21 protein-coding genes are annotated in these 17,933 nt (G+C 57.2%); 6 read left to right on the plus strand and 15 right to left on the minus strand.

The annotated features are described in order from the left end of the window. Window positions 1-125 precede the first annotated feature (125 nt). The gene (gene ubiT / locus LGL98_RS02820; RefSeq protein ID WP_008806622.1) at window positions 126-650 is read left to right on the plus strand and encodes a ubiquinone anaerobic biosynthesis accessory factor UbiT; all 525 of its coding nucleotides are present in this window, start codon (window positions 126-128) and stop codon (window positions 648-650) included. After that, on the plus strand, window positions 644-1,147 hold the full coding sequence (locus LGL98_RS02825) for a GNAT family N-acetyltransferase (RefSeq protein WP_136031108.1): 504 nt from the start codon (window positions 644-646) through the stop codon (window positions 1,145-1,147). Before ubiT ends, LGL98_RS02825 begins: the two co-directional genes overlap by 7 nt. Here the strand turns inward: LGL98_RS02825 and LGL98_RS02830 are convergent. Continuing rightward, window positions 1,134-1,424 carry a GIY-YIG nuclease family protein gene (locus LGL98_RS02830; RefSeq protein WP_168435277.1) on the minus strand — a complete coding sequence of 97 codons (291 nt, stop codon included), beginning with the start codon at window positions 1,422-1,424 and terminating at the stop codon, window positions 1,134-1,136. The two genes, LGL98_RS02825 and LGL98_RS02830, sit on opposite strands and share 14 nt — an antisense overlap. A 48-nt stretch (window positions 1,425-1,472) precedes the next feature. Here LGL98_RS02830 and LGL98_RS02835 point away from each other — a divergent pair, with 48 nt between their 5' ends. Next, window positions 1,473-1,916, plus strand: a complete 444-nt coding sequence (locus LGL98_RS02835) for a YhbP family protein (RefSeq protein ID WP_136031110.1) — start codon at window positions 1,473-1,475, stop codon at window positions 1,914-1,916. Here LGL98_RS02835 and LGL98_RS02840 read toward each other — a convergent pair. Then, window positions 1,878-2,414 (minus strand): type 1 glutamine amidotransferase domain-containing protein, encoded by a 537-nt coding sequence (locus LGL98_RS02840; RefSeq protein ID WP_060611599.1) that lies wholly within the window; start codon window positions 2,412-2,414, stop codon window positions 1,878-1,880. The two genes, LGL98_RS02835 and LGL98_RS02840, sit on opposite strands and share 39 nt — an antisense overlap. 128 nt (window positions 2,415-2,542) lie before the next feature. Between LGL98_RS02840 and LGL98_RS02845 the strand changes: the two genes are divergently transcribed. Continuing rightward, window positions 2,543-3,190 carry an NAD(P)H-binding protein gene (locus LGL98_RS02845; protein ID WP_136031112.1) on the plus strand — a complete coding sequence of 216 codons (648 nt, stop codon included), beginning with the start codon at window positions 2,543-2,545 and terminating at the stop codon, window positions 3,188-3,190. Window positions 3,191-3,265: 75 nt separating this feature from the next. Beyond that, window positions 3,266-4,306: a permease gene (locus tag LGL98_RS02850; protein WP_136031114.1), complete on the plus strand. Its 1,041-nt coding sequence runs from the start codon at window positions 3,266-3,268 to the stop codon at window positions 4,304-4,306. Window positions 4,307-4,427: 121 nt separating this feature from the next. On the opposite strand, the gene dolP is transcribed toward LGL98_RS02850, so the two are convergent. Genes dolP through LGL98_RS02870 form a run of 4 tightly spaced genes read right to left on the minus strand, consistent with a single transcriptional unit; the run spans window position 4,428 to window position 8,081 of the window. Further along, window positions 4,428-5,003 carry a division/outer membrane stress-associated lipid-binding lipoprotein gene (gene dolP / locus LGL98_RS02855; protein ID WP_002918214.1) on the minus strand — a complete coding sequence of 192 codons (576 nt, stop codon included), beginning with the start codon at window positions 5,001-5,003 and terminating at the stop codon, window positions 4,428-4,430. 9 nt (window positions 5,004-5,012) lie between these two features. Then, window positions 5,013-5,603 (minus strand): DnaA initiator-associating protein DiaA, encoded by a 591-nt coding sequence (diaA, locus tag LGL98_RS02860; RefSeq protein ID WP_136031116.1) that lies wholly within the window; start codon window positions 5,601-5,603, stop codon window positions 5,013-5,015. A gap of 25 nt (window positions 5,604-5,628) precedes the next feature. Then, complete coding sequence (locus LGL98_RS02865; protein WP_136031118.1) at window positions 5,629-6,015, minus strand: YraN family protein; 387 nt, start codon at window positions 6,013-6,015, stop codon at window positions 5,629-5,631. Beyond that, window positions 5,973-8,081: a penicillin-binding protein activator gene (locus LGL98_RS02870; protein WP_136031119.1), complete on the minus strand. Its 2,109-nt coding sequence runs from the start codon at window positions 8,079-8,081 to the stop codon at window positions 5,973-5,975. Before LGL98_RS02870 ends, LGL98_RS02865 begins: the two co-directional genes overlap by 43 nt. A gap of 62 nt (window positions 8,082-8,143) precedes the next feature. Between LGL98_RS02870 and rsmI the strand changes: the two genes are divergently transcribed. Continuing rightward, window positions 8,144-9,007 carry a 16S rRNA (cytidine(1402)-2'-O)-methyltransferase gene (gene rsmI, locus LGL98_RS02875; protein WP_136031121.1) on the plus strand — a complete coding sequence of 288 codons (864 nt, stop codon included), beginning with the start codon at window positions 8,144-8,146 and terminating at the stop codon, window positions 9,005-9,007. Between the two features lie 149 nt (window positions 9,008-9,156). Here rsmI and LGL98_RS02880 read toward each other — a convergent pair whose 3' ends face one another. From LGL98_RS02880 to pfkB, 9 genes are all read right to left on the minus strand, one after another. Further along, on the minus strand, window positions 9,157-9,930 hold the full coding sequence (locus tag LGL98_RS02880; protein WP_002918124.1) for a DeoR/GlpR family DNA-binding transcription regulator: 774 nt from the start codon (window positions 9,928-9,930) through the stop codon (window positions 9,157-9,159). A gap of 110 nt (window positions 9,931-10,040) precedes the next feature. Continuing rightward, the gene (gene gatD, locus LGL98_RS02885; RefSeq protein WP_136031123.1) at window positions 10,041-11,084 is read right to left on the minus strand and encodes a galactitol-1-phosphate 5-dehydrogenase; all 1,044 of its coding nucleotides are present in this window, start codon (window positions 11,082-11,084) and stop codon (window positions 10,041-10,043) included. A gap of 49 nt (window positions 11,085-11,133) precedes the next feature. After that, complete coding sequence (locus tag LGL98_RS02890; RefSeq protein ID WP_136031125.1) at window positions 11,134-12,516, minus strand: galactitol-specific PTS transporter subunit IIC; 1,383 nt, start codon at window positions 12,514-12,516, stop codon at window positions 11,134-11,136. Window positions 12,517-12,521: 5 nt separating this feature from the next. Further along, window positions 12,522-12,806: a PTS galactitol transporter subunit IIB gene (gene gatB / locus LGL98_RS02895; RefSeq protein WP_002918119.1), complete on the minus strand. Its 285-nt coding sequence runs from the start codon at window positions 12,804-12,806 to the stop codon at window positions 12,522-12,524. Between the two features lie 26 nt (window positions 12,807-12,832). Continuing rightward, window positions 12,833-13,300 carry a PTS galactitol transporter subunit IIA gene (gatA, locus tag LGL98_RS02900; RefSeq protein ID WP_136031127.1) on the minus strand — a complete coding sequence of 156 codons (468 nt, stop codon included), beginning with the start codon at window positions 13,298-13,300 and terminating at the stop codon, window positions 12,833-12,835. A gap of 14 nt (window positions 13,301-13,314) precedes the next feature. Then, the gene (gene gatZ, locus LGL98_RS02905; RefSeq protein ID WP_136031129.1) at window positions 13,315-14,586 is read right to left on the minus strand and encodes a tagatose-bisphosphate aldolase subunit GatZ; all 1,272 of its coding nucleotides are present in this window, start codon (window positions 14,584-14,586) and stop codon (window positions 13,315-13,317) included. A gap of 176 nt (window positions 14,587-14,762) precedes the next feature. After that, window positions 14,763-15,578: an HPr family phosphocarrier protein gene (locus tag LGL98_RS02910; RefSeq protein ID WP_136031131.1), complete on the minus strand. Its 816-nt coding sequence runs from the start codon at window positions 15,576-15,578 to the stop codon at window positions 14,763-14,765. Window positions 15,579-15,588: 10 nt separating this feature from the next. Then, window positions 15,589-17,001 carry a PTS fructose transporter subunit IIC gene (locus tag LGL98_RS02915; RefSeq protein ID WP_004206144.1) on the minus strand — a complete coding sequence of 471 codons (1,413 nt, stop codon included), beginning with the start codon at window positions 16,999-17,001 and terminating at the stop codon, window positions 15,589-15,591. Between the two features lie 10 nt (window positions 17,002-17,011). Continuing rightward, window positions 17,012-17,926, minus strand: a complete 915-nt coding sequence (gene pfkB, locus LGL98_RS02920) for a 1-phosphofructokinase (protein WP_136031134.1) — start codon at window positions 17,924-17,926, stop codon at window positions 17,012-17,014. Window positions 17,927-17,933 lie beyond the last annotated feature (7 nt).

Genomic DNA, 17,933 nt, shown 5'->3' on the forward strand with positions numbered 1-17,933 from the left:
GTTAAAAGTGTATTGGCGGCGCCAATAACTGGCGACCGTCATCGCGTTTTTGTTGATTTACGCCGCTATGTTGTTTATGTGATATGGCACAATAGCGGAACTATTGCATTCATGGAGTAAAGCTTGTGTTGGATAAACTGCGTTCCCGGCTGGTCCACTTTGGCCCGTCTTTACTGAGCGTGCCGGTTAAGCTGGCGCCTTTTGCCCTCAAGCGCCAGGTGCTGGAGCAGGTGCTAAGCTGGCAGTTCCGTCAGGCGCTGGCAGAGGGAGAGCTGGAGTTTCTTGAGGGGCGCTGGTTAAGTATTCATGTGCGTGACATTGGTCTGCTGTGGTATACCTCGGTAGTCGATGGTCGCCTGGTGGTCAGCCAGCAGGCCGACGCCGACGTCAGCTTCAGCGCCGACGCCAGCGATCTGTTAATGATTGCCGCGCGCAAGCAGGATCCGGATACGCTATTCTTCCAGCGTCGTCTGGTGATCGAAGGCGATACGGAGCTGGGGCTATATGTAAAAAATTTGATGGACGCCATTGAGCTCGAGCAGATGCCAAAAGCGCTGCGCGTGATGTTGCTGCAACTGGCGGATTTTGTCGAAGCTGGACTGAAGAGCCCGCAGAAACCTGAACAGACATCGGTAGGTGAGGCATGCTGATTCGAGTGGAGATTGGGATTGATGCACCGGGAATCGACGCATTGCTGCGTCGTACCTTCGGCCGCGATGCCGAAGCGCAGCTGGTGCACGATCTGCGTGAAGATGGACTGATCACGCTGGGGGTGGTGGCGACGGATGATGAAGGTCAGGTGATCGGCTACGTTGCCTTCAGCCCGGTGGCGGTGGAAGGCGAAGAGCTGCAGTGGGTCGGCCTGGCGCCGCTGGCGGTGGATGAACAATACCGTGGCCAGGGCATTGGTCGGCAGCTGGTCTATGAAGGGCTGGATTCGCTAAATGAGTTTGGTTATGCCGCAGTCGTGACGCTGGGCGATCCGGAATTATACCGTCGCTTTGGCTTTGAGCCGGCCGCACGCTTCGATCTACGCTGCCGCTGGCCGGACAGCGCGGAGGCATTCCAGGTTCACCGTCTGGCGGATGACGCTCTCGAAGGCGTTCACGGCCAGGTAGAGTACAGCGATCACTTTAATCGTCTTTGAGCCTTGCCAGCAGGGTTTCGAAGGCCTCCTCTCCGGCAACGAGGCGCTCTTTTTCGCGCTTCGTTAGCTGCTTAACGCGGTATTCCAGTCGCAAAGCAAGTGAGTGTTCACCAACTTCCTGGCTAAAGGCCAGCTGCAGGTCGCCTTTGCCACGCAACGCCTTGGCGCCTTTCCCGGCCTGATGCTGGCGAAAGCGGCGTGGCACATCGGTGGTGATGCCGGTATAGAGGCGATTATCCGCGGTTCGAATGAGATACAAAAACCAGCACACGGTCACAAAGTCGGTATGGTAAGGTGTGTGCACCATAGCATAATGGAGAAGAAAATGGATACGCTTGCTGCCATTGGTCGCTGGCTGAGTAAACAGCACGTCGTCACCTGGTGCGTCTCGCGCGACGACGAGCTGTGGTGTGCCAATGCTTTTTACGTTTATGACCCGGAGACGGTGGCTTTCTATCTACTCAGTGATGAGCATACGCGTCATGGTCAAATGACCGGTGAGCGGGCGAAAGTGGCCGGCACGGTCAACGGCCAGCCTAAAACCGTTGCCCTGATCCGCGGCGTGCAGTTCAAAGGCGAGATCCGTCGGCTGACCGGCGACGAAGAGACGCAAATGCGTCAGCGCTACGTCAGACGCTTTCCGGTGGCCCGCATGCTGTCGGCACCGGTATGGGAAATTCGTCCGGACGAAATCAAGTTCACCGACAACACGCTGGGGTTCGGGAAAAAGCTACACTGGCGGCGTGATACCGGCGCCGAGCAGGCGTAACGCTTCACGATTAAAGGCCGGCAGATCGTCCGGCGTTCTGCTGGTGACTAGCTGTTCGTTATCGACCACCACCTCCTGGTCGTAAAACTCGCCCCCGGCGTTTTTCACATCCACCACGATCGGTTTCACCGCGGTGAGCTTACGTCCGCGGATCACATCGGCGCTGATCAGCAGCTGCGGGCCGTGGCAGATGGCAAACACCGGCTTACCGCCGTTGACAAAATCGCGGGTAAAGGTGACGAAGCGTTCATCCCCGCGCAGCTGATCAGGTGAGTAACCACCGGGCAGCAGCAAAGCATCAAATTCACCCGGTGTGACGTCATCGATGGCTTTGTCGATGGCGACTTCTGCTTCTCCCTGCTTGCCCTTCACCGTTTTGCCAGCCTGCTTTTCGATCGTGATGACCTGATGCCCGGCGAGCTTAAAGGCTTCGGCGGGAGAGGTAAATTCAGAATCTTCAAAGTCGTCGGTAATGAGGACGGCTATCTTTTTACTCATGCTGCCTCCGCTATCTGGATGGTCAATGAGGTAATTCCGTGATGATGGTGGATACTTACCTTGTAAGGTATTAAGCCTGGAACATGAGCCCGAAAGTGCAAGGCGGAGAATTCTGTAAAGGAGAATCAATGAGTCAGGTATTATTGACCGGCGCGACCGGGTTAGTTGTCGGTCACTTACTCCGGCTGCTGCAGAATGAGCCGAGCATCAGGACCATTGCTGCGCCGACGCGTCGCCCACTGGCGCCGGCGGAAGGGGTTTTTAATCCGCACGATCCCCAGTTGACCGATGCCCTGGCGCAGGTGGTTGATCCGGTGGATATCGTTTTCTGCTGTCTGGGAACGACGCGCCGGGAGGCCGGGAGCAAAGAGGCCTTTGTCCATGCTGACTACACGCTGGTGGTTGATACCGCGCTGACCGGCAGACGGCTGGGGGCGCAACATATGCTGGTGGTTAGCGCGATGGGCGCCAACGCCCACTCGCCGTTTTTCTACAATCGGGTGAAGGGGGAAATGGAGGCGGCGCTGATTGAGCAGAACTGGCCGCGGCTGACCATTGCCAGGCCTTCTATGCTGTCAGGCGAGCGGGAAAAAAAGCGGGCCAATGAGACCTTACTCGCACCGCTGTTCCGGCTGCTGCCAGGAAACTGGAAAGCTATCGCGGCCCGCGATGTGGCGATCGCCCTGCTGGCGGAGGCGCTGTCGCCCACCCACGAAGGGGTGCGAATTCTCACATCATCCGAACTTCGGGAACGCGCCGCGCGGCAGGCTGAATAGCGGTTTGCAAACGCAGGCTTCCGGCGTAGTATTCACGGCTTCAATTCATATCCACATTTCTTGCTGGGGAATGCTATGGCTGGTCAGTCTTCATCTCAGGCGGCGTCACCATTTCAATGGTGGAAACCCGCACTTTTCTTTCTCGTCGTCATTGTTGGCCTGTGGTTTGTCAAATGGCAGCCCTACTACGGGAAAGCCTTCACCGCTGCGGAAACCCACAGTATCGGTAAATCCATTCTCGTTCAGGCCGACGCTAACCCGTTGAAGGCGGCGTGGGACTACGCGATGGTTTACTTCCTTGCCGTCTGGAAAGCGGCGGTGCTCGGCGTGCTGCTCGGGTCGTTGATTCAGGTACTGATCCCGCGCGACTGGCTGCTGCGTACGCTTGGGCAATCACGGTTTCAGGGTACGCTGCTGGGGACGATTTTCTCGCTGCCGGGCATGATGTGTACCTGTTGCGCTGCCCCGGTTGCGGCCGGGATGCGCAAACAGCAGGTGTCGATGGGTGGGGCGCTGGCGTTCTGGATGGGCAACCCGCTGCTCAACCCGGCGACGCTGGTGTTTATGGGGTTTGTTCTGGGCTGGCAGTTTGCGCTGATTCGTCTGGTGGCGGGCCTGGCGACGGTGCTGATTGTCGCAACGCTGGTGCAGAAATGGGTGAAAGAGGCGGCGACGCAGCCGGTAGCGGTGCCTGCTGCACAGTCGGAAGCGACTCAGGGCGGCTTCTTTAGCCGCTGGTTGCGGGCGCTGTGGACGCTGTTCTGGAACACGATCCCGGTCTATATCCTTGCGGTACTGGTGCTGGGGGCGGCGCGCGTCTGGCTGTTCCCGCACGCCGATGGCGTGGTGAATAATACGTTGTTCTGGGTCATCGCGATGGCGATCGCCGGTTGCCTGTTTGTGATCCCTACCGCGGCGGAAATTCCGATTGTGCAGACAATGATGCTGGCGGGGATGGGAATAGCGCCAGCGCTGGCGCTGCTCATCACTCTGCCTGCGGTGAGCGTGCCGTCGCTGATTATGCTGCGTAAAGCCTTCCCGGCCAAAGCGCTGTGGTTAACTGGCGGGCTGGTGGCATTATGCGGGGCGATCGTTGGCGCGCTGGCGCTGGTGTAGTTTGCCGTAAACGTATGGATAGCCGGATTGGTTGCCGGGCGGCGGCTATGCCTTACCCGGCACGCAACGGACAGGGGACGGTAGCCCGGCTAAGCGCAGTGCCAGCCGGGAGACTGCAGGTTTATTTGATGTAGGTAAAGGCGGTGGTCACCCGGGACACGCCGCTCACCCGGCTGGCAATATCCGCTGCCGCCCGGCCTTCACGATCGGTCACCAGCCCCATCAGGAAGACTTCGCTGTTTTCCGTGGTCACTTTCACGTTCGACGATTTGACCTGATCGGTGCTCAGGAGCTGCGAACGTACCTTGGTGGTGATCCAGGTATCAGATGAGGCGGTACCTAAACCAATCGGCTGGCCCTGGCGCACTTCATTAAACACTTCCGTGGTCCCTTCCACACCCATGGCGATTTGCTTGGCGCGGGCAGAGAGGTCTGGCGTCGGCGACTGACCGGTTAGCAGGACTTTGCCCTGATAAGCGGTAACGTTGATGCGGGCCTGTTTCTTAATCTGTTCATCTTTCGACAAGGCGCTATTGACACGCAGTTCCAGGGTGCTGTCATCGACCTGGGTTCCCACCGTACGCGGGTCCGTTGCGGCTTTGGTGCCGACAGCTGCCGTGCCGACTACCGCGGCGGCAACGCAGCCCTGCAGCAGTAGTGCTGAAAGCAGGATGGCGAGGGGCGAGAGAGCCTTCATGTGTTCTCCTTAATCGTCCTGGTGTGGAAAAAGGGTGTTATCTATCAAATCGCACAGACAGTTGACGGTTAGCATATGCATCTCCTGAATACGCGCGCTGCGATGGGAGGGGATGCGGATTTCGACATCCTGCTGACCTAAGAGGCCAGCCAGCTCACCGCCGTCATAGCCGGTTAACGCGACGATGGTCATGTCGCGGGTCACAGCGGCTTCCACCGCTTTGACAATATCCCGGCTGTTACCGCGTGTGGAGATCGCCAACAGCACATCGCCGGTGTGTCCCAGGGCGCGCACCTGCTTGGCGTAGATCTCGTCATGCAGGCGATCGTTAGCGATGGCAGTTAAGACCACATTATCGGTATTTAGTGCAATGGCAGGTAAACCAGGGCGTTCCGTTTCAAAACGATTAATCATGCTGGCAGCAAAATGCTGTGCGTTGGCGGCGGAGGTGCCATTACCACAACAGAGGATTTTGTTGCCGTTGAGCAGGGACTGCACGAGCGTCATCGCCGCCCGGGAGATGGCGTCCGGGAGGGCTTCCGCTGCGGCAATTTGGGTTTGAATGCTTTCGGTAAAGCAGGCTTTGATTCTGTCGAGCACGGGATCCCTTACTTCTGGTATTACGCTATTCGCCAAAGGCGTTTTTTAGCCATTGGATGTCGTTTCCGGTGAAGGCTACCACATCGAAACGGCAATCCACAGTCTCAAAGCTCCCATTCTGTCGGCAGAGCCACAAACGGGCGGCTTTAAGGAGGCGTTGTTGTTTTTGCGGGGTGACGCTGGCCGCCGCGTCACCGTACCGGGCGCTGCGGCGGTAGCGCACCTCGACAAAGACGGTGACGGCGCCGTCGCGCATGATGAGGTCAATTTCGCCGCCACGCTCGCGGGCGTTGGCGGCGATAAAACGCAGGCCCTGGCCTTCCAGCCAGCGGCGAGCCCGGTTTTCCCAGGCATCGCCGGTCTGTTTACTTAGTTGGCCGGGACGATTTGTCCCTGCTGGTACTTGAGCCATGACAGTTTCCTGGTAATCACGCAGTCCTGAGTCGCCGTTAGATCGCCGGTATTCCCGTTTAGCTCGAAGCCCGGCGTTTGGCGCATTTGCGTGAAGTGGTTTGCCAGCGACCAGGCGTCAGCGCCCATCGCATACAGACGCGCCAGCGAGTAGTCATTGCGTACCGCAGACAGCGCCTGCTGCATCAGCGCCGGGTTGCTGCCAGCCAGCATCGGGATTTCGCTATACTGCAGGCCTTCCATCTCCAGACGGAAATCCGGGCCTGCGGTGCCCTGTGCGCTGCGTGAGCTGGCGTACAGGGTGACATTGCTCTGGCTCCCATTGCGCATGGCGATCATCGGTTTGATATAGGCAATCTGTTCCGGGGTGGCGAGGATATAGGCCGCATCGACGCTGCCGCCGCTGCTCACCGGCATCTCATCCGCACTGCCGAGGATGCTGTTCTGCGCTGATGGCAGGGTGGAGACCGGGGTGCCGCTCAGCGCAATGCCGCCGCCGCCGTTCACGCCGGCGCGCAGCTCAGCCGTGGATCCAAAACGCTGCTGCAGGACGCTGGCGCCGCCCAGCTTCAGCCACTCGTCGGCGAAGGCGCTAACCACACGATCGCCCAGCGCGCCGCGCGGAACTAGCAGCAGCGGCGTCTGTTTGCCCTGTTGGTGGATATGTCGGGCAGCGTCACGCGCTTCGTCTTCCGGAGAAAGCGCGAAATAGCAGAGGTTAGCGCGGCTTTCGACTTTTTCCGGCTGGTTGAGGGCCAGCACATTGAGCGGCGTGTTGCTCTTGATAACCTCTTCAACGTTTTCTTTCAGCAGCGGCCCAACCACCAGGGTGGCGCCATCCTGCTGCGCCTGGGCGAGCAGCTGGCTTATCGGTTGGCTGGTGGTGTCGTAAATCTTCAGCTCTGCAGAAGGGTTGGCGGCGGTGGCGACCACGGGCTGCGGCTGTGCGGCCGGCGCGGTAACCGGTTGGGTGGCCGGGGAAGAGGTGGTCTGCGGCGTGGTGGAGGCTACCGGCGCCTGGGCTGCCGGTTCCGCGGCAGGCGCTGCCTGGTCTTGTGTCGGGGCCTGCACCGGATCAGCGCGGCTTCCGGTGGCGGTAAGATCGCTGATTTCTGCCTGCGACGGACTCACCACATCATCATTACCGGAGACATTCGCCGCCTGGGCGACCTGGGCGGGAACCGCGCTGCCCGTGACCGACGGCGCGCCATTTTTGGCGGCTTCAAAACCCTGCTGGATAGTACGGCCGAAGATCGACGCCTGACCGTTTAGCGGCAGAAAAAGCGCAATCTTATTGGTGGACGCGGGCTTATAGTTTTGCATGTTCGCCAGCGCCGTCGGCAGCATTTTGGCGCCTGGGTTTTGCGGGTAGCGCGTCTGCCAGTCTTTAACGCCCGCTTTCAGCAGGGTCGGATCGTTGCGGTTGTCAAACCACATCCGCTGTAGATCCAGCCAGCCCTGCAGCGTATTTTCATCGGCGTTGATCACCAGCGCATTGGCCTGATCCTGGGTCATCGTGGTTAATGCTTGCCAGGTCGCGTCGATATTTTGCTGACGCTGTTTGGCATCGCTCAGCAGCGGCTGCTGGGCAATTAATGCGCGCAGCAGGGTCAGCGATGGTTTGCCCTGGCTGGCATTGATTTGCGCCTGCCAGTAGCGCGCCTGCTGTGGCGGCTCCATGCTTGCCGGGTCGAGTTTAGATAGCAGAGTCCGGGCGCCTTGATAATCGTTTTGCGCCAGCTTCACTTCCACCGCCAGCAGCGACTGTTCACGGGCCTGGGTGCTGTTCAGGTTCGACGGCAGCTGGTTAAACAGGTCGATGGCCTGCTGCTTCTTCCCTTCCTGCAGCAGTGCACGAATGGCGAGTAATTGCCAGTTGGTCTTGCTATCATTCGTGCTTTGCTGCATCTGCTGTAAGTAGAAACTGGAGTTGGCCTGCGACGTACCCTGCATGAACGCCGTACTTTGATCCTGCGTGTGGGTGCCGCAGCCAGCAAAAAGAAGCGTCGCCAGCAATACAGGCAGACAGCGCGCGGGCTTAGAACGAAGAAATGTTGACGGTACCATAAGTGTCCAGTGATATTTTTTGGCTCAATGCTCAATATTAAATCGGCAATACGGACGAGACAATGAAACAACACGAATCAGCGGATAATTCTCAGGGGCAGCTCTATATTGTGCCCACTCCGATAGGAAATCTGTCTGATATCACGCAGCGTGCACTGGAAGTACTGCAAGCCGTTGATTTGATTGCAGCGGAAGATACCCGTCATACCGGTTTGCTGCTGCAACATTTTGCGATTAACGCCCGTTTATTTGCGCTTCACGACCATAACGAGCAGCAAAAGGCGGAAACACTTCTCGCTAAACTGAAAGAAGGGCAAAACATCGCGCTGGTCTCCGATGCGGGCACGCCGCTGATTAACGACCCAGGCTATCATCTGGTGCGTACCTGCCGAGAAGCCAATATCCGCGTCGTGCCGCTGCCGGGTCCTTGTGCGGCTATCACCGCCCTGAGCGCCGCTGGCCTGCCTTCCGACCGTTTCTGTTATGAAGGCTTCCTGCCGGCGAAATCGAAAGGCCGCCGCGATACCCTGAAAGCGCTGGAAGAAGAGCCGCGCACCCTTATCTTCTATGAGTCGACCCACCGTCTGGTGGAAAGTCTGGAAGATATCTGCGCGGTACTGGGAGAATCCCGCTATGTGGTGCTGGCCCGTGAGCTGACCAAAACCTGGGAGTCGATCCACGGCGCGCCGATTGGCGAGCTGGTGGCGTGGGTGAAGGAAGACGAAAACCGTCGCAAAGGCGAGATGGTGCTGATCGTCGAAGGTTTTAAGGCTCAGGAAGAGGCGCTGCCGGCGGCCGCGCTGCGTACTCTGGCGCTGCTGCAGGCGGAGCTGCCGCTGAAGAAAGCCGCCGCGCTGGCCGCGGAAATCCACGGCGTGAAGAAAAATGCGTTGTATAAGTATGCCCTGGAGCAGCAGGGGGAGTGATCCTGTAGACCCAATTGAAGTCTGGCAAGCAGCCCTTCAGATAGTGAAGAGCTGCTTGAGCGTCCTCCTACATGTCGGAAGAAATGTCGGAAGAAAAGTGCAGATTCACTTGCGATACCAATGCTGAGTTTTCGCACCGCTAAGCGCAATCACACTATCTTCAGTTCCACCTTTTTGCTGCTTAACGCTGCACGGTCATTTTCGCTAATGCCGTCGTCGGTGATCACACAGTCTATCTTTTCCATCGGCAGTACCTGGTTAAAGCCCCGGCGATTGAATTTGCTGGCGTCGAGCACGGCGATCACCTGATGGGCGGCGGCGGCCATCACGCTGCTGATGGAGTAGCCTTCGTTAAAGGTGGTGATGCCGTTGGTGGCGTCGATACCGTCGGCGCCGACAAACATCAAATCGGCGCAAATACCTTGCAGCGAACGTTCGGCAATCGTGCCGTGCATCGAATGCGTTTTGTGCCGCACGGTACCGCCGCACACCACCAGGGTGATATCTTTATTTTCCGCAAGGGTAAACGCGGCGGGCAGGCTGTTGGTGATGACGGTGATATTAGTCATCCGTACTAATGCCTCGGCGATAAGGAGGGTGGTGCTACCGCTATCGAGGATCACCGTCATACCTTCACGGATCATCGCTGCCGCGGCATGGGCGATGCGCTTTTTAGGATCGCTGGCAAGCTGATAGCGGTCTTCAAGCACCACTTCCTGATTCTCGGCGTCGGTCAGGTCGCTCCCCGCACGAGCGGCGCCGCCGTGAAAACGGGTTAACAGCCCTTTTTCTTCCAACAAGCGGAGATCGGCGCGGATCGTTACCTCAGAGATGCCAAAGAGATTCGAAAGGTCTAGAACCAATACGCTACCCTGCGTATTCACCATATCGACAATTTTGTTCCTTCGTTCAAATGAGTTCATCTTGATTTGCCTGATAATTAACTCATCTCAGTGTAATCGAAGGGTAACGAAAGTTGAACGATAATTTTCGAAAGGTTGGATGAGCCAGCGCTGGAGGCTGGCTCGGGCGGTCAGGAGAGTTTAAGCAGGATTTTGCCCTGCATCGGCGCGCCGTTGAGCGCCTGCACTTCACGAGCGAAGCTCTCTGCATCACCACAATGGGCGATCAGCGGCGCCAGCTGCAGGCGTTTTTCTGTCAGCAGGCGGGTGGCCGTTTGCCACTCTTCTCCCGGCCACGGGCCAGAGTAGTTCATCCAGCTACCCACAATATTCAACTCCTTACGCAGGATCTGCCCGAAGGTGGCTGCCGGGAGGGTTAAATCGTGATGAAGCGTGCCGACCAGCGCCAGCTGCGCCCGCGGACCGGCGGCCTCAATCGCCAGCGCGACGGTCTGCGGCGTGCCGGCGGTCTCGAGGACTAACTGGTCGAACTGAATGGCTTCCAGCGCCTGCTGAATTGCCTGGCCGCTCATCTCACGACTGTTGAACACACGGGTAGCGCCGAGAGTTTTGGCCAGCTCCAGCTTTTGTGGATTAATGTCGATAGCCGTGACGCTATTGGCTCCCAGCTCGCGAGCACACTGTAGCGCCAGCAGGCCGATGGTGCCGGCGCCGATAATAATCACGTTTTTACCTTCACAGCCCTGCGCCAGATGAAAAGCGTGCAGGCCAACGGTTATCGGTTCGATAAACGCGCCATCATCGATTGGCATCTGGTCCGGCAGGCGGAACAGGTTGGCGCGCTTTACCACCACATATTCGGCGTTGCCACCTTCGCTGCGTGAGCCGACGAACTGATACTGTTTACATAAAGAGAAATATTCGCGCTGGCACTGCGGGCACTGGAAGCAGGGCAGCAGCGGCACGCAGGCGACGGCATCGCCGGGCTGTAGGTCGGTTACCGCCGCGCCGTAGGATTCCACATAACCGCTGAATTCGTGCCCCAGCGTAATAGGGTAGTAATGCGCGCCTTTGGCGAAAATGCGCGGGATATCGGATCCGCATAACCCGGAACTGACCACTTTGACCAGGACATCGTTTTCCGTTTGCAGCGTGGGGATAGGGCGTTCTTCAACGCAGACGTTCCCCTCAGCATGGATTACCACTGATTTCATAACATTCTCCAGCTATAAGATTCAGGGGAGCGAACGCTCCCCTTTTAGATCAAGACATGCCTGTACTTTGTTGCGGGGCAGCGCTTTTTTCTGCTTTTTCCGCGGCGATGAAGCCGCGAGCGCGACGCCAGGTCAGCAGAACGCCGGCCAGATAGATGATGCCGATAATCGCGAAGCCAACCACATTTTGCCAGGTAAAGAGCTGGATCAGCAGCCAGGTAATCGGCGAACCACCCTGGTCCATTGAGGCCACCATGCCGCCGGCTTTCAGGGCCCCGGCGTTTGCCGCCAACTGGGTGTGCAGGCCAATGGTCTGGGTGGCGATCCACAGGGTGATTCCCATAATGATGACCCCGGAAATCAACGTACGGAACAGATTGCCCTGATGTACAGCCACTGCCATCGCTACGAAGAAGCCGATGGTGGCCAGGTCACCAAATGGCAGAACCTGGTTGCCAGGAACCACGACGGCGATAAGAATGGTCAGCGGGATGAAAATCAGGCTGGCCGAGACCACCGAGGTATGACCGAGCAGCAGCGCCGGATCGAGACCAATCAGGAATTCCTGACCGCCGAATTTAGCCTGCAGACGTTTACGCGCCTGTTTGGCTATCGGGGTGAGGCCATCCATAATCGGTTTGATCACCCGGGGCATCAGCAGCATCACCGCTGCGGTTTTCACCGCCAGCTGAAGAATGCCCTTCAGGTCGTAACCCGCCAGCGCGCCAATCACCAGCCCCATGACGAAGCCAACGGTAACCGGTTCACCGAAGGGGCCGAAGCGTTTCTGAATGTCATCGGCGCTAAAGTGAATACGGTTAAGACCGGGGATCTTGTCGATGATGGTATCCACAAGGACGGCAACCGGCCCTAAATACGCCGAACTGCCGTGCGGGATCGCAATACCCTCGAGGCCGAAGAAATCGCGGGTGTCTTTGGCAAACCAATCGCCCAGCTTATACACAAAAGCCGCATGCACCACTACGCCGAGAATACCTATCCAGTACGACCCGGTCGCGATATGCAGCATTGCGCCGGTAAAGGTCATATGCCAGATGTTCCAGATATCAACATTCACCACGCGGGTCATACGGGTAACCAGCATCACGATATTGACCGCGATGGCCACCGGGATCGCCACCAGGGCGATTTGCGACGCCCAGGTCATCGGTGATGAACCCGGCCAACCGATGTCGATCACGTGAAGATTAATCTGGAAATGCTCCGCCATCGCCTTTGCCGCTGGGCCGATGGAATCGAGCATCAGGCCAATGACCAGCCCGATGCCGACAAACCCGATCCCGATATGCAGACCAGATTTAAAACAATCCCCGAGCTTCATCCCCAGTAATTTGGAGAAGATAATGATCACGATCGGCAGCATCACCGTCGGACCGAGATCGAGGATATAACGCATGATTTCGCTAAACATGGCGTTTACTCCGCGAGGATGCCGAGAATTTTCTGTTGTAAGGCTTCAATGCCGACGCCCGAAACGAACGGCATGCCGTGCACCACCGGAATGTCGCCGAAGGTTCGCTCCACACGTGCGGTGGTGCAGATAAGGTCCGCCCCGTCCATGTAGGTTTCGATTTCATTGACCCGGCACTGCACCAAATCCAGTTCAATATTGTGGTCTGCACACAGCTCTTTAATCTCTTCAGCCGCCATCGTGGAGGTGGCGACGGCACCGCCACAGGCGACGATAACTTTACGTTTCATAGGGTACCCCTTTTATTATCAGTAGCTTATGAAGCCACGGCGTTAAGCTCGGGCTCAAGGATAAATTGCTGGAACCGCACCGGCAGCTGATCGTCGGAAGCGGCGAGCAGTGCCTCCAGCGTGTGCGGATTTTGTAGCTCACTAAATAACCGGCGCAGCAGCTTCAGCTGTGCCGCCGGGTTTTCAACAATCAGTGCGATGATGAGCGAAACGTCGATTTCGCCGTCGTCGTCAGCGCGCTGAAAAGAGACCGGCATGTCCGGACGTATCAGGTAAATGGCCGGTGATTTCGCGTGGACCGCTTCGCAGTGCGGGATAGCGACAGCATGCTGCTCCAGGGCGATACCGGTGGGAAAAGTCGCTTCGCGTTCTAGCAGGGCGGCGGGATAGCTGTCGTGTACGACGCCTCGCGCCAGCATCTCTGCGCCAATGTGTTCCAGTGCCTGCTGGCTGGAACTGAAATGAATGCCGGTACGAACAAACAGTTGACTCATATATCCTCTTAACTTCACGCGGTTTCAGAAGAACAGCCGTAGCGATAGGCGCGCAGGACATCCTGGATTTTGTCGAGGATCAGCGCGTGCGGCTCGGCGTTCAGCTCATTCAGCGACAGTCGTTCAAACTGCACCGGCATATACTGGCTGATAAGCCCCAGCGGCAGCTTAGCGTCGGTCAGATTAGCGATAAGTTTCTCAACGCTCTGGCGAATACGCGGATGTGGCCAGTAATAACGGATACGGTCGGAAAGGCTGAAGTGGATATCGACCATCGCCTGGCTCCAGGTGGGGCGATAGTATTTTTTCCAGTAGCCGGGTTCGTTAAGCATCACTTCGTCGATCACCTCCATCACGCGACTGCGAGACTCCGGGGCGATCAGCTCATTTTCCATTTGGGCGAGGGCAAAGATGGCTTCACGCAGGGCAAAGGTGAGCGCCGGGCCGACTTTCAGAATGGCGAAATGGTCGCGGACCAGCGCACGATAAGCCTGGCGGGTTTGGTAGTCGGTGGAGTGCGCTTCGTAGACCATCGGGGTGTTTTCGATCCAGGCGGAGAGCGCTTTCGCTTCCTGCGGCTGGTAATGAATGATTTGCGTATGGTCAAACTCCACGCCTGGCTGCACGACGATGGCGATAACGCGTTCCAGCGCGGCGTCGAGGCCCAGCTTGCGGAAGGCGGCTTCATGGGTTTCGAGCGTCGCGGCGGCGTCCTGCGCCCGGGTGACATGTACGCTGCCGATGGTGCTGGCCTCACCGCCGGGAACCGGAACTTCGGTCCCGATGACGTAGGTCAGGTGGCGCTTTTGCTCATCGCTGGCGGTCTCTTCGGCAGCCTGACACAGACGAGCGGCGCGCTCAGCAACCACACCAGGATCCAGCGGCACCGGATCGTCAGCACAGGACATTGATGCATCGAGATGGATTTTACTAAAGCCGGCGGCGACGTAGGCTTGGATCAGGTCGATTGATTTTTCCATCGCCACGGCGGCCGGTTCGTCTTGCCAGCAGTTCGGTCCAAGATGGTCGCCGCCAAGAATAATGCGCTCCGCCGGAAAACCGACGGTACGCGCGATGTTGTAGACGAAGTCGCGGAAATCGGCCGGCTGCATGCCGGTGTAGCCACCAAACTGATTCACCTGGTTGGACGTCGCTTCGATCAGCACCTTATTGTTGGTCAACAGGTCGAAACGTAACGCCGCTTCGATAACCAGCGGATGCGCCGAACAAACTGAACAGATGCCGATATGTTCGCCTGACTTATGGCGAGTGATAATGTCTTTCATTTACAACCTCCGTTTTCTTTCGAATATATTCGTTATGTTTTGTTTTGGTCGCAAATGGCTTTGTTTTGATTTGTGATCTGCATCGATAAATAGTGGTGTAACGCAGTGAAAGGTATCGTCTTTCGAGACAAAAACGCCCTGACCAGGAAGACAGGGCGTTTTTAATTGATTGAAAATTAACTAAATAATCGGGAGAGCCAGCTGCGTTTCGTTTTGACTGCTTCCTGGGAAACCTGCTGCGGCTGGGCGGCAATTTCGCCGAGACCGGCGTTAAAAGCGTCGCCAATAGCTTTTAACGCCTGCTGCGCATCGTTGCCGCTGGCCATAAAGTGCAGACGATGACCCTGTTTGGCACCCAGCGATACGACGCGCATCAGATTCTTGGCATCAACAATGGCGGAGCGCGTATCAAGATTTTCGACGCGGATTTGCGATCGCCACTGCTTGACGGCTTTCACCAGCACCGCGCTGGGACGGGCATGTAGCCCGTGCGGATTACGCAGGGTAAAGGTGGCCTCTTCGTCAAATTGCGGCTCGGGTTGTGGTTCTTCGCCTGCTGGCAGAGGAATGTCGCCGGCGAGAATTTCCAGCACCGCCTGGGGGGTATCAGCGCGCGTCAGCGCCTCAGGTACTCGATCATCGCCCAGAGCATGGGTGAGCTGGCGCAAAATATCGAGATGCTCATTGTCCTGAGCTGCAATACCGACAATCAGATAGGCGGTTTGCTCCTCACCCCAATCAACCCCCTGCGGACAAGCCAGCACCTTAACGCCCGTTTTAAGCACTGCGTCGCGACTGTGCGGGGTACCGTGGGGAATGGCGATACCGTTGCCCAGATAGGTGCTGATTTGCCCCTCGCGCTCGCGCATGCCTTGCAGATAGTCTGCCCGCGTATGTCCGGCATGGGTCAGGACTGCAACGACACGCTGTAGCGCCTCGTCTTTCGTTTTGACCTGACGATCGAAACAAATATCGGCAGATGTCAGTTGCATAGCTTGCTCCTTATTTCATGGCGCCAGCAAGAGCTGTCGCTTTGTCAGTGCGTTTCTGCCACAGCCGCCAGCATCCCAGCATAAGTGCCCCGCAGGCGGAACCGGCGAGAATGCACAGCACCCACATCAACGGTTTACTGACCAGCGGCAGGATTAAGAAGCCGCCGTGCGGTGCCGGAACCTGAATATGCAGGCTGTAGCTGAGTACCGCAGAAATTGAGGAGGCGATCATCATCATCGGGATCACCCGCAGCGGATCCTTGGCGGCAAAGGGAATCGCACCTTCGGTAATGTGCGTGCAGCCGAGGATATAGTTGACCATCCCGGCGGCGCGTTCCTCCTCGCTAAAGCCTTTCGGAAAGAACGTGGTCGCCAGGGCGATAACCAGCGGCGGCGTGATGCAGGCGGCAGATACACCGGCCATAAAGAAGTAGTTACCTTGTCCCAGCAGCAGCGTACCGGTGACATAGGCCGCTTTGTTGACCGGCCCGCCGAAGTCGAAGGAGCACATTGCGCCGACCACGATCCCCAGCAGGATTGGGTTGGCTTCCTGCAGAGAGCTGAGCCAGTTCATCATGCCATTGTTGATCGCTGCTACCGGCTGGCCGAGCAGAACCATCATCACGCCGATCACCAGGACGCCGATCAGCGGCATAATAAAGATCGACTTCAGCCCTTCGTACTGGCGCGGCAGACCGTCGAGCAGATGACGGATCAGCAGCATAAAATACCCGGCAGCAAAACCGGCAATGATCCCACCGAGGAACCCGGCGCCGGTGGCGTTCGCCAGCAGACCGCCGACAAAACCGGCAACCATGCCAGGGCGGCCAGATATCGACCAGGCAATGTAGGCGGTAAACACCGGCACCATGATCGAGAACGCCTGCTGACCGACTTTCATCAGGGTGGCGGCAATCACGTTATACTGCGGTGAATTCGGGTCGGCGGAGTAGATACCCCATAAGAAAGAAACAGCGATTAAGATCCCGCCGGCGACAACGAACGGCAGCATGTTGGAAACGCCGCTCATCAGATGTTTGTAAATCTGTCGGCCGAACGATTCTCGCTCATATTTCTCGGCGGGATCCGTTGTCGCAGAGAGCCCCTGGCGACGCTGCGCCTGGCCGTTAACGACTTTATTTATTAATTCCGCCGGATGGTGAATGGCTTCTTTAACCGGCACCTCAATAACCGGTAAACCATTAAAACGTTCGGCATTAACATCTTTATCGGCAGCGATAATGACGCCATAAATATCCTTCAGGTCTTCCGGCGTAATGGCGTTTTCTACGCCGGAAGCGCCATTGGTTTCGACTTTTATTTCAACGTTTAATTTTTTCGCTGCGGTTTTTAAGGCCTCTTCAGCCATAAATGTATGAGCAATACCTGTAGGGCAGCCGGTCACGGCAATAATTTTTTTCATAATCGGACCTTTATAATTGGACGATCTGAAGTTGTTGTAATAATTCTTGCGTACGGTTTAATTTACCCAGCCCGGCGGAGGCGGCCACATCAGCGCCGGTGGCGCTGGCCAGCGCCAGGGCCTGGGGAATATCGTCTGTGTTAAGCCAATGGCTGAGGAACGCACCCAGCGCGGCATCGCCGGCGCAGGCCGAGCTGACCAGTTCGATTTTCGGTGCCGAGCAGAACCACAGTTGCTCGCCGTTCGAAAAATAGAGCCCTTGCGCGCCAAGGGTCAGCAGAACATTGCGCGCCCCGAGCTGGTGGAGCGTTTGCATTGCTTCGCGTGCCCGCCGGGGGCTGCTGACATCCAGACCAAAGATCTCTTTCAGCTCGTCGTCATTGGGTTTAATCAATAGTGGACGCCACTCTAACAGCTGGCGCAGCACCGGGTGGCTGATATCTAAGATGACTTCACACCCTTTTTGCTGACACAGCACCAGAATCTCGCTATAGAACCGGCTCTCTATTCCCGGTGGCAGACTGCCGCTGATAACTAAATAATCACCGGGCACGACGCACTGTAAATGATGAAGAATTTGTTCTTTCCCTTCATCGTCAATCCGCGCGCCGGGATTTACCAGTTTGTATTCATCGCTGCCGTCGTTAATAAAGATATTAATACGGGTGGGTTCAGCGACCCATGCCGGCGTGACATTAATATGTTGTTTGCGTAGTTCCTCAACGATATAGCGTCCGGTAAAACCGCCGAATATGCCCATGACGTGGGTTGGCTGCTGGTAATGATGTAATACCAGTGAGACGTTAACCCCTTTACCATTCGGGCAATATTCCGTTTGCCGGGTGCGGTTGACTGCCGCCGGCTGGAGCGGATCGCAAAAGATATTCATATCGATCGCGGTATTCAGTGTCAGGGTGTGGATCACAACAAGG

Origin of the sequence: Klebsiella africana (assembly GCF_020526085.1) — a bacterium.
Lineage (GTDB): Bacteria > Pseudomonadota > Gammaproteobacteria > Enterobacterales > Enterobacteriaceae > Klebsiella > Klebsiella africana.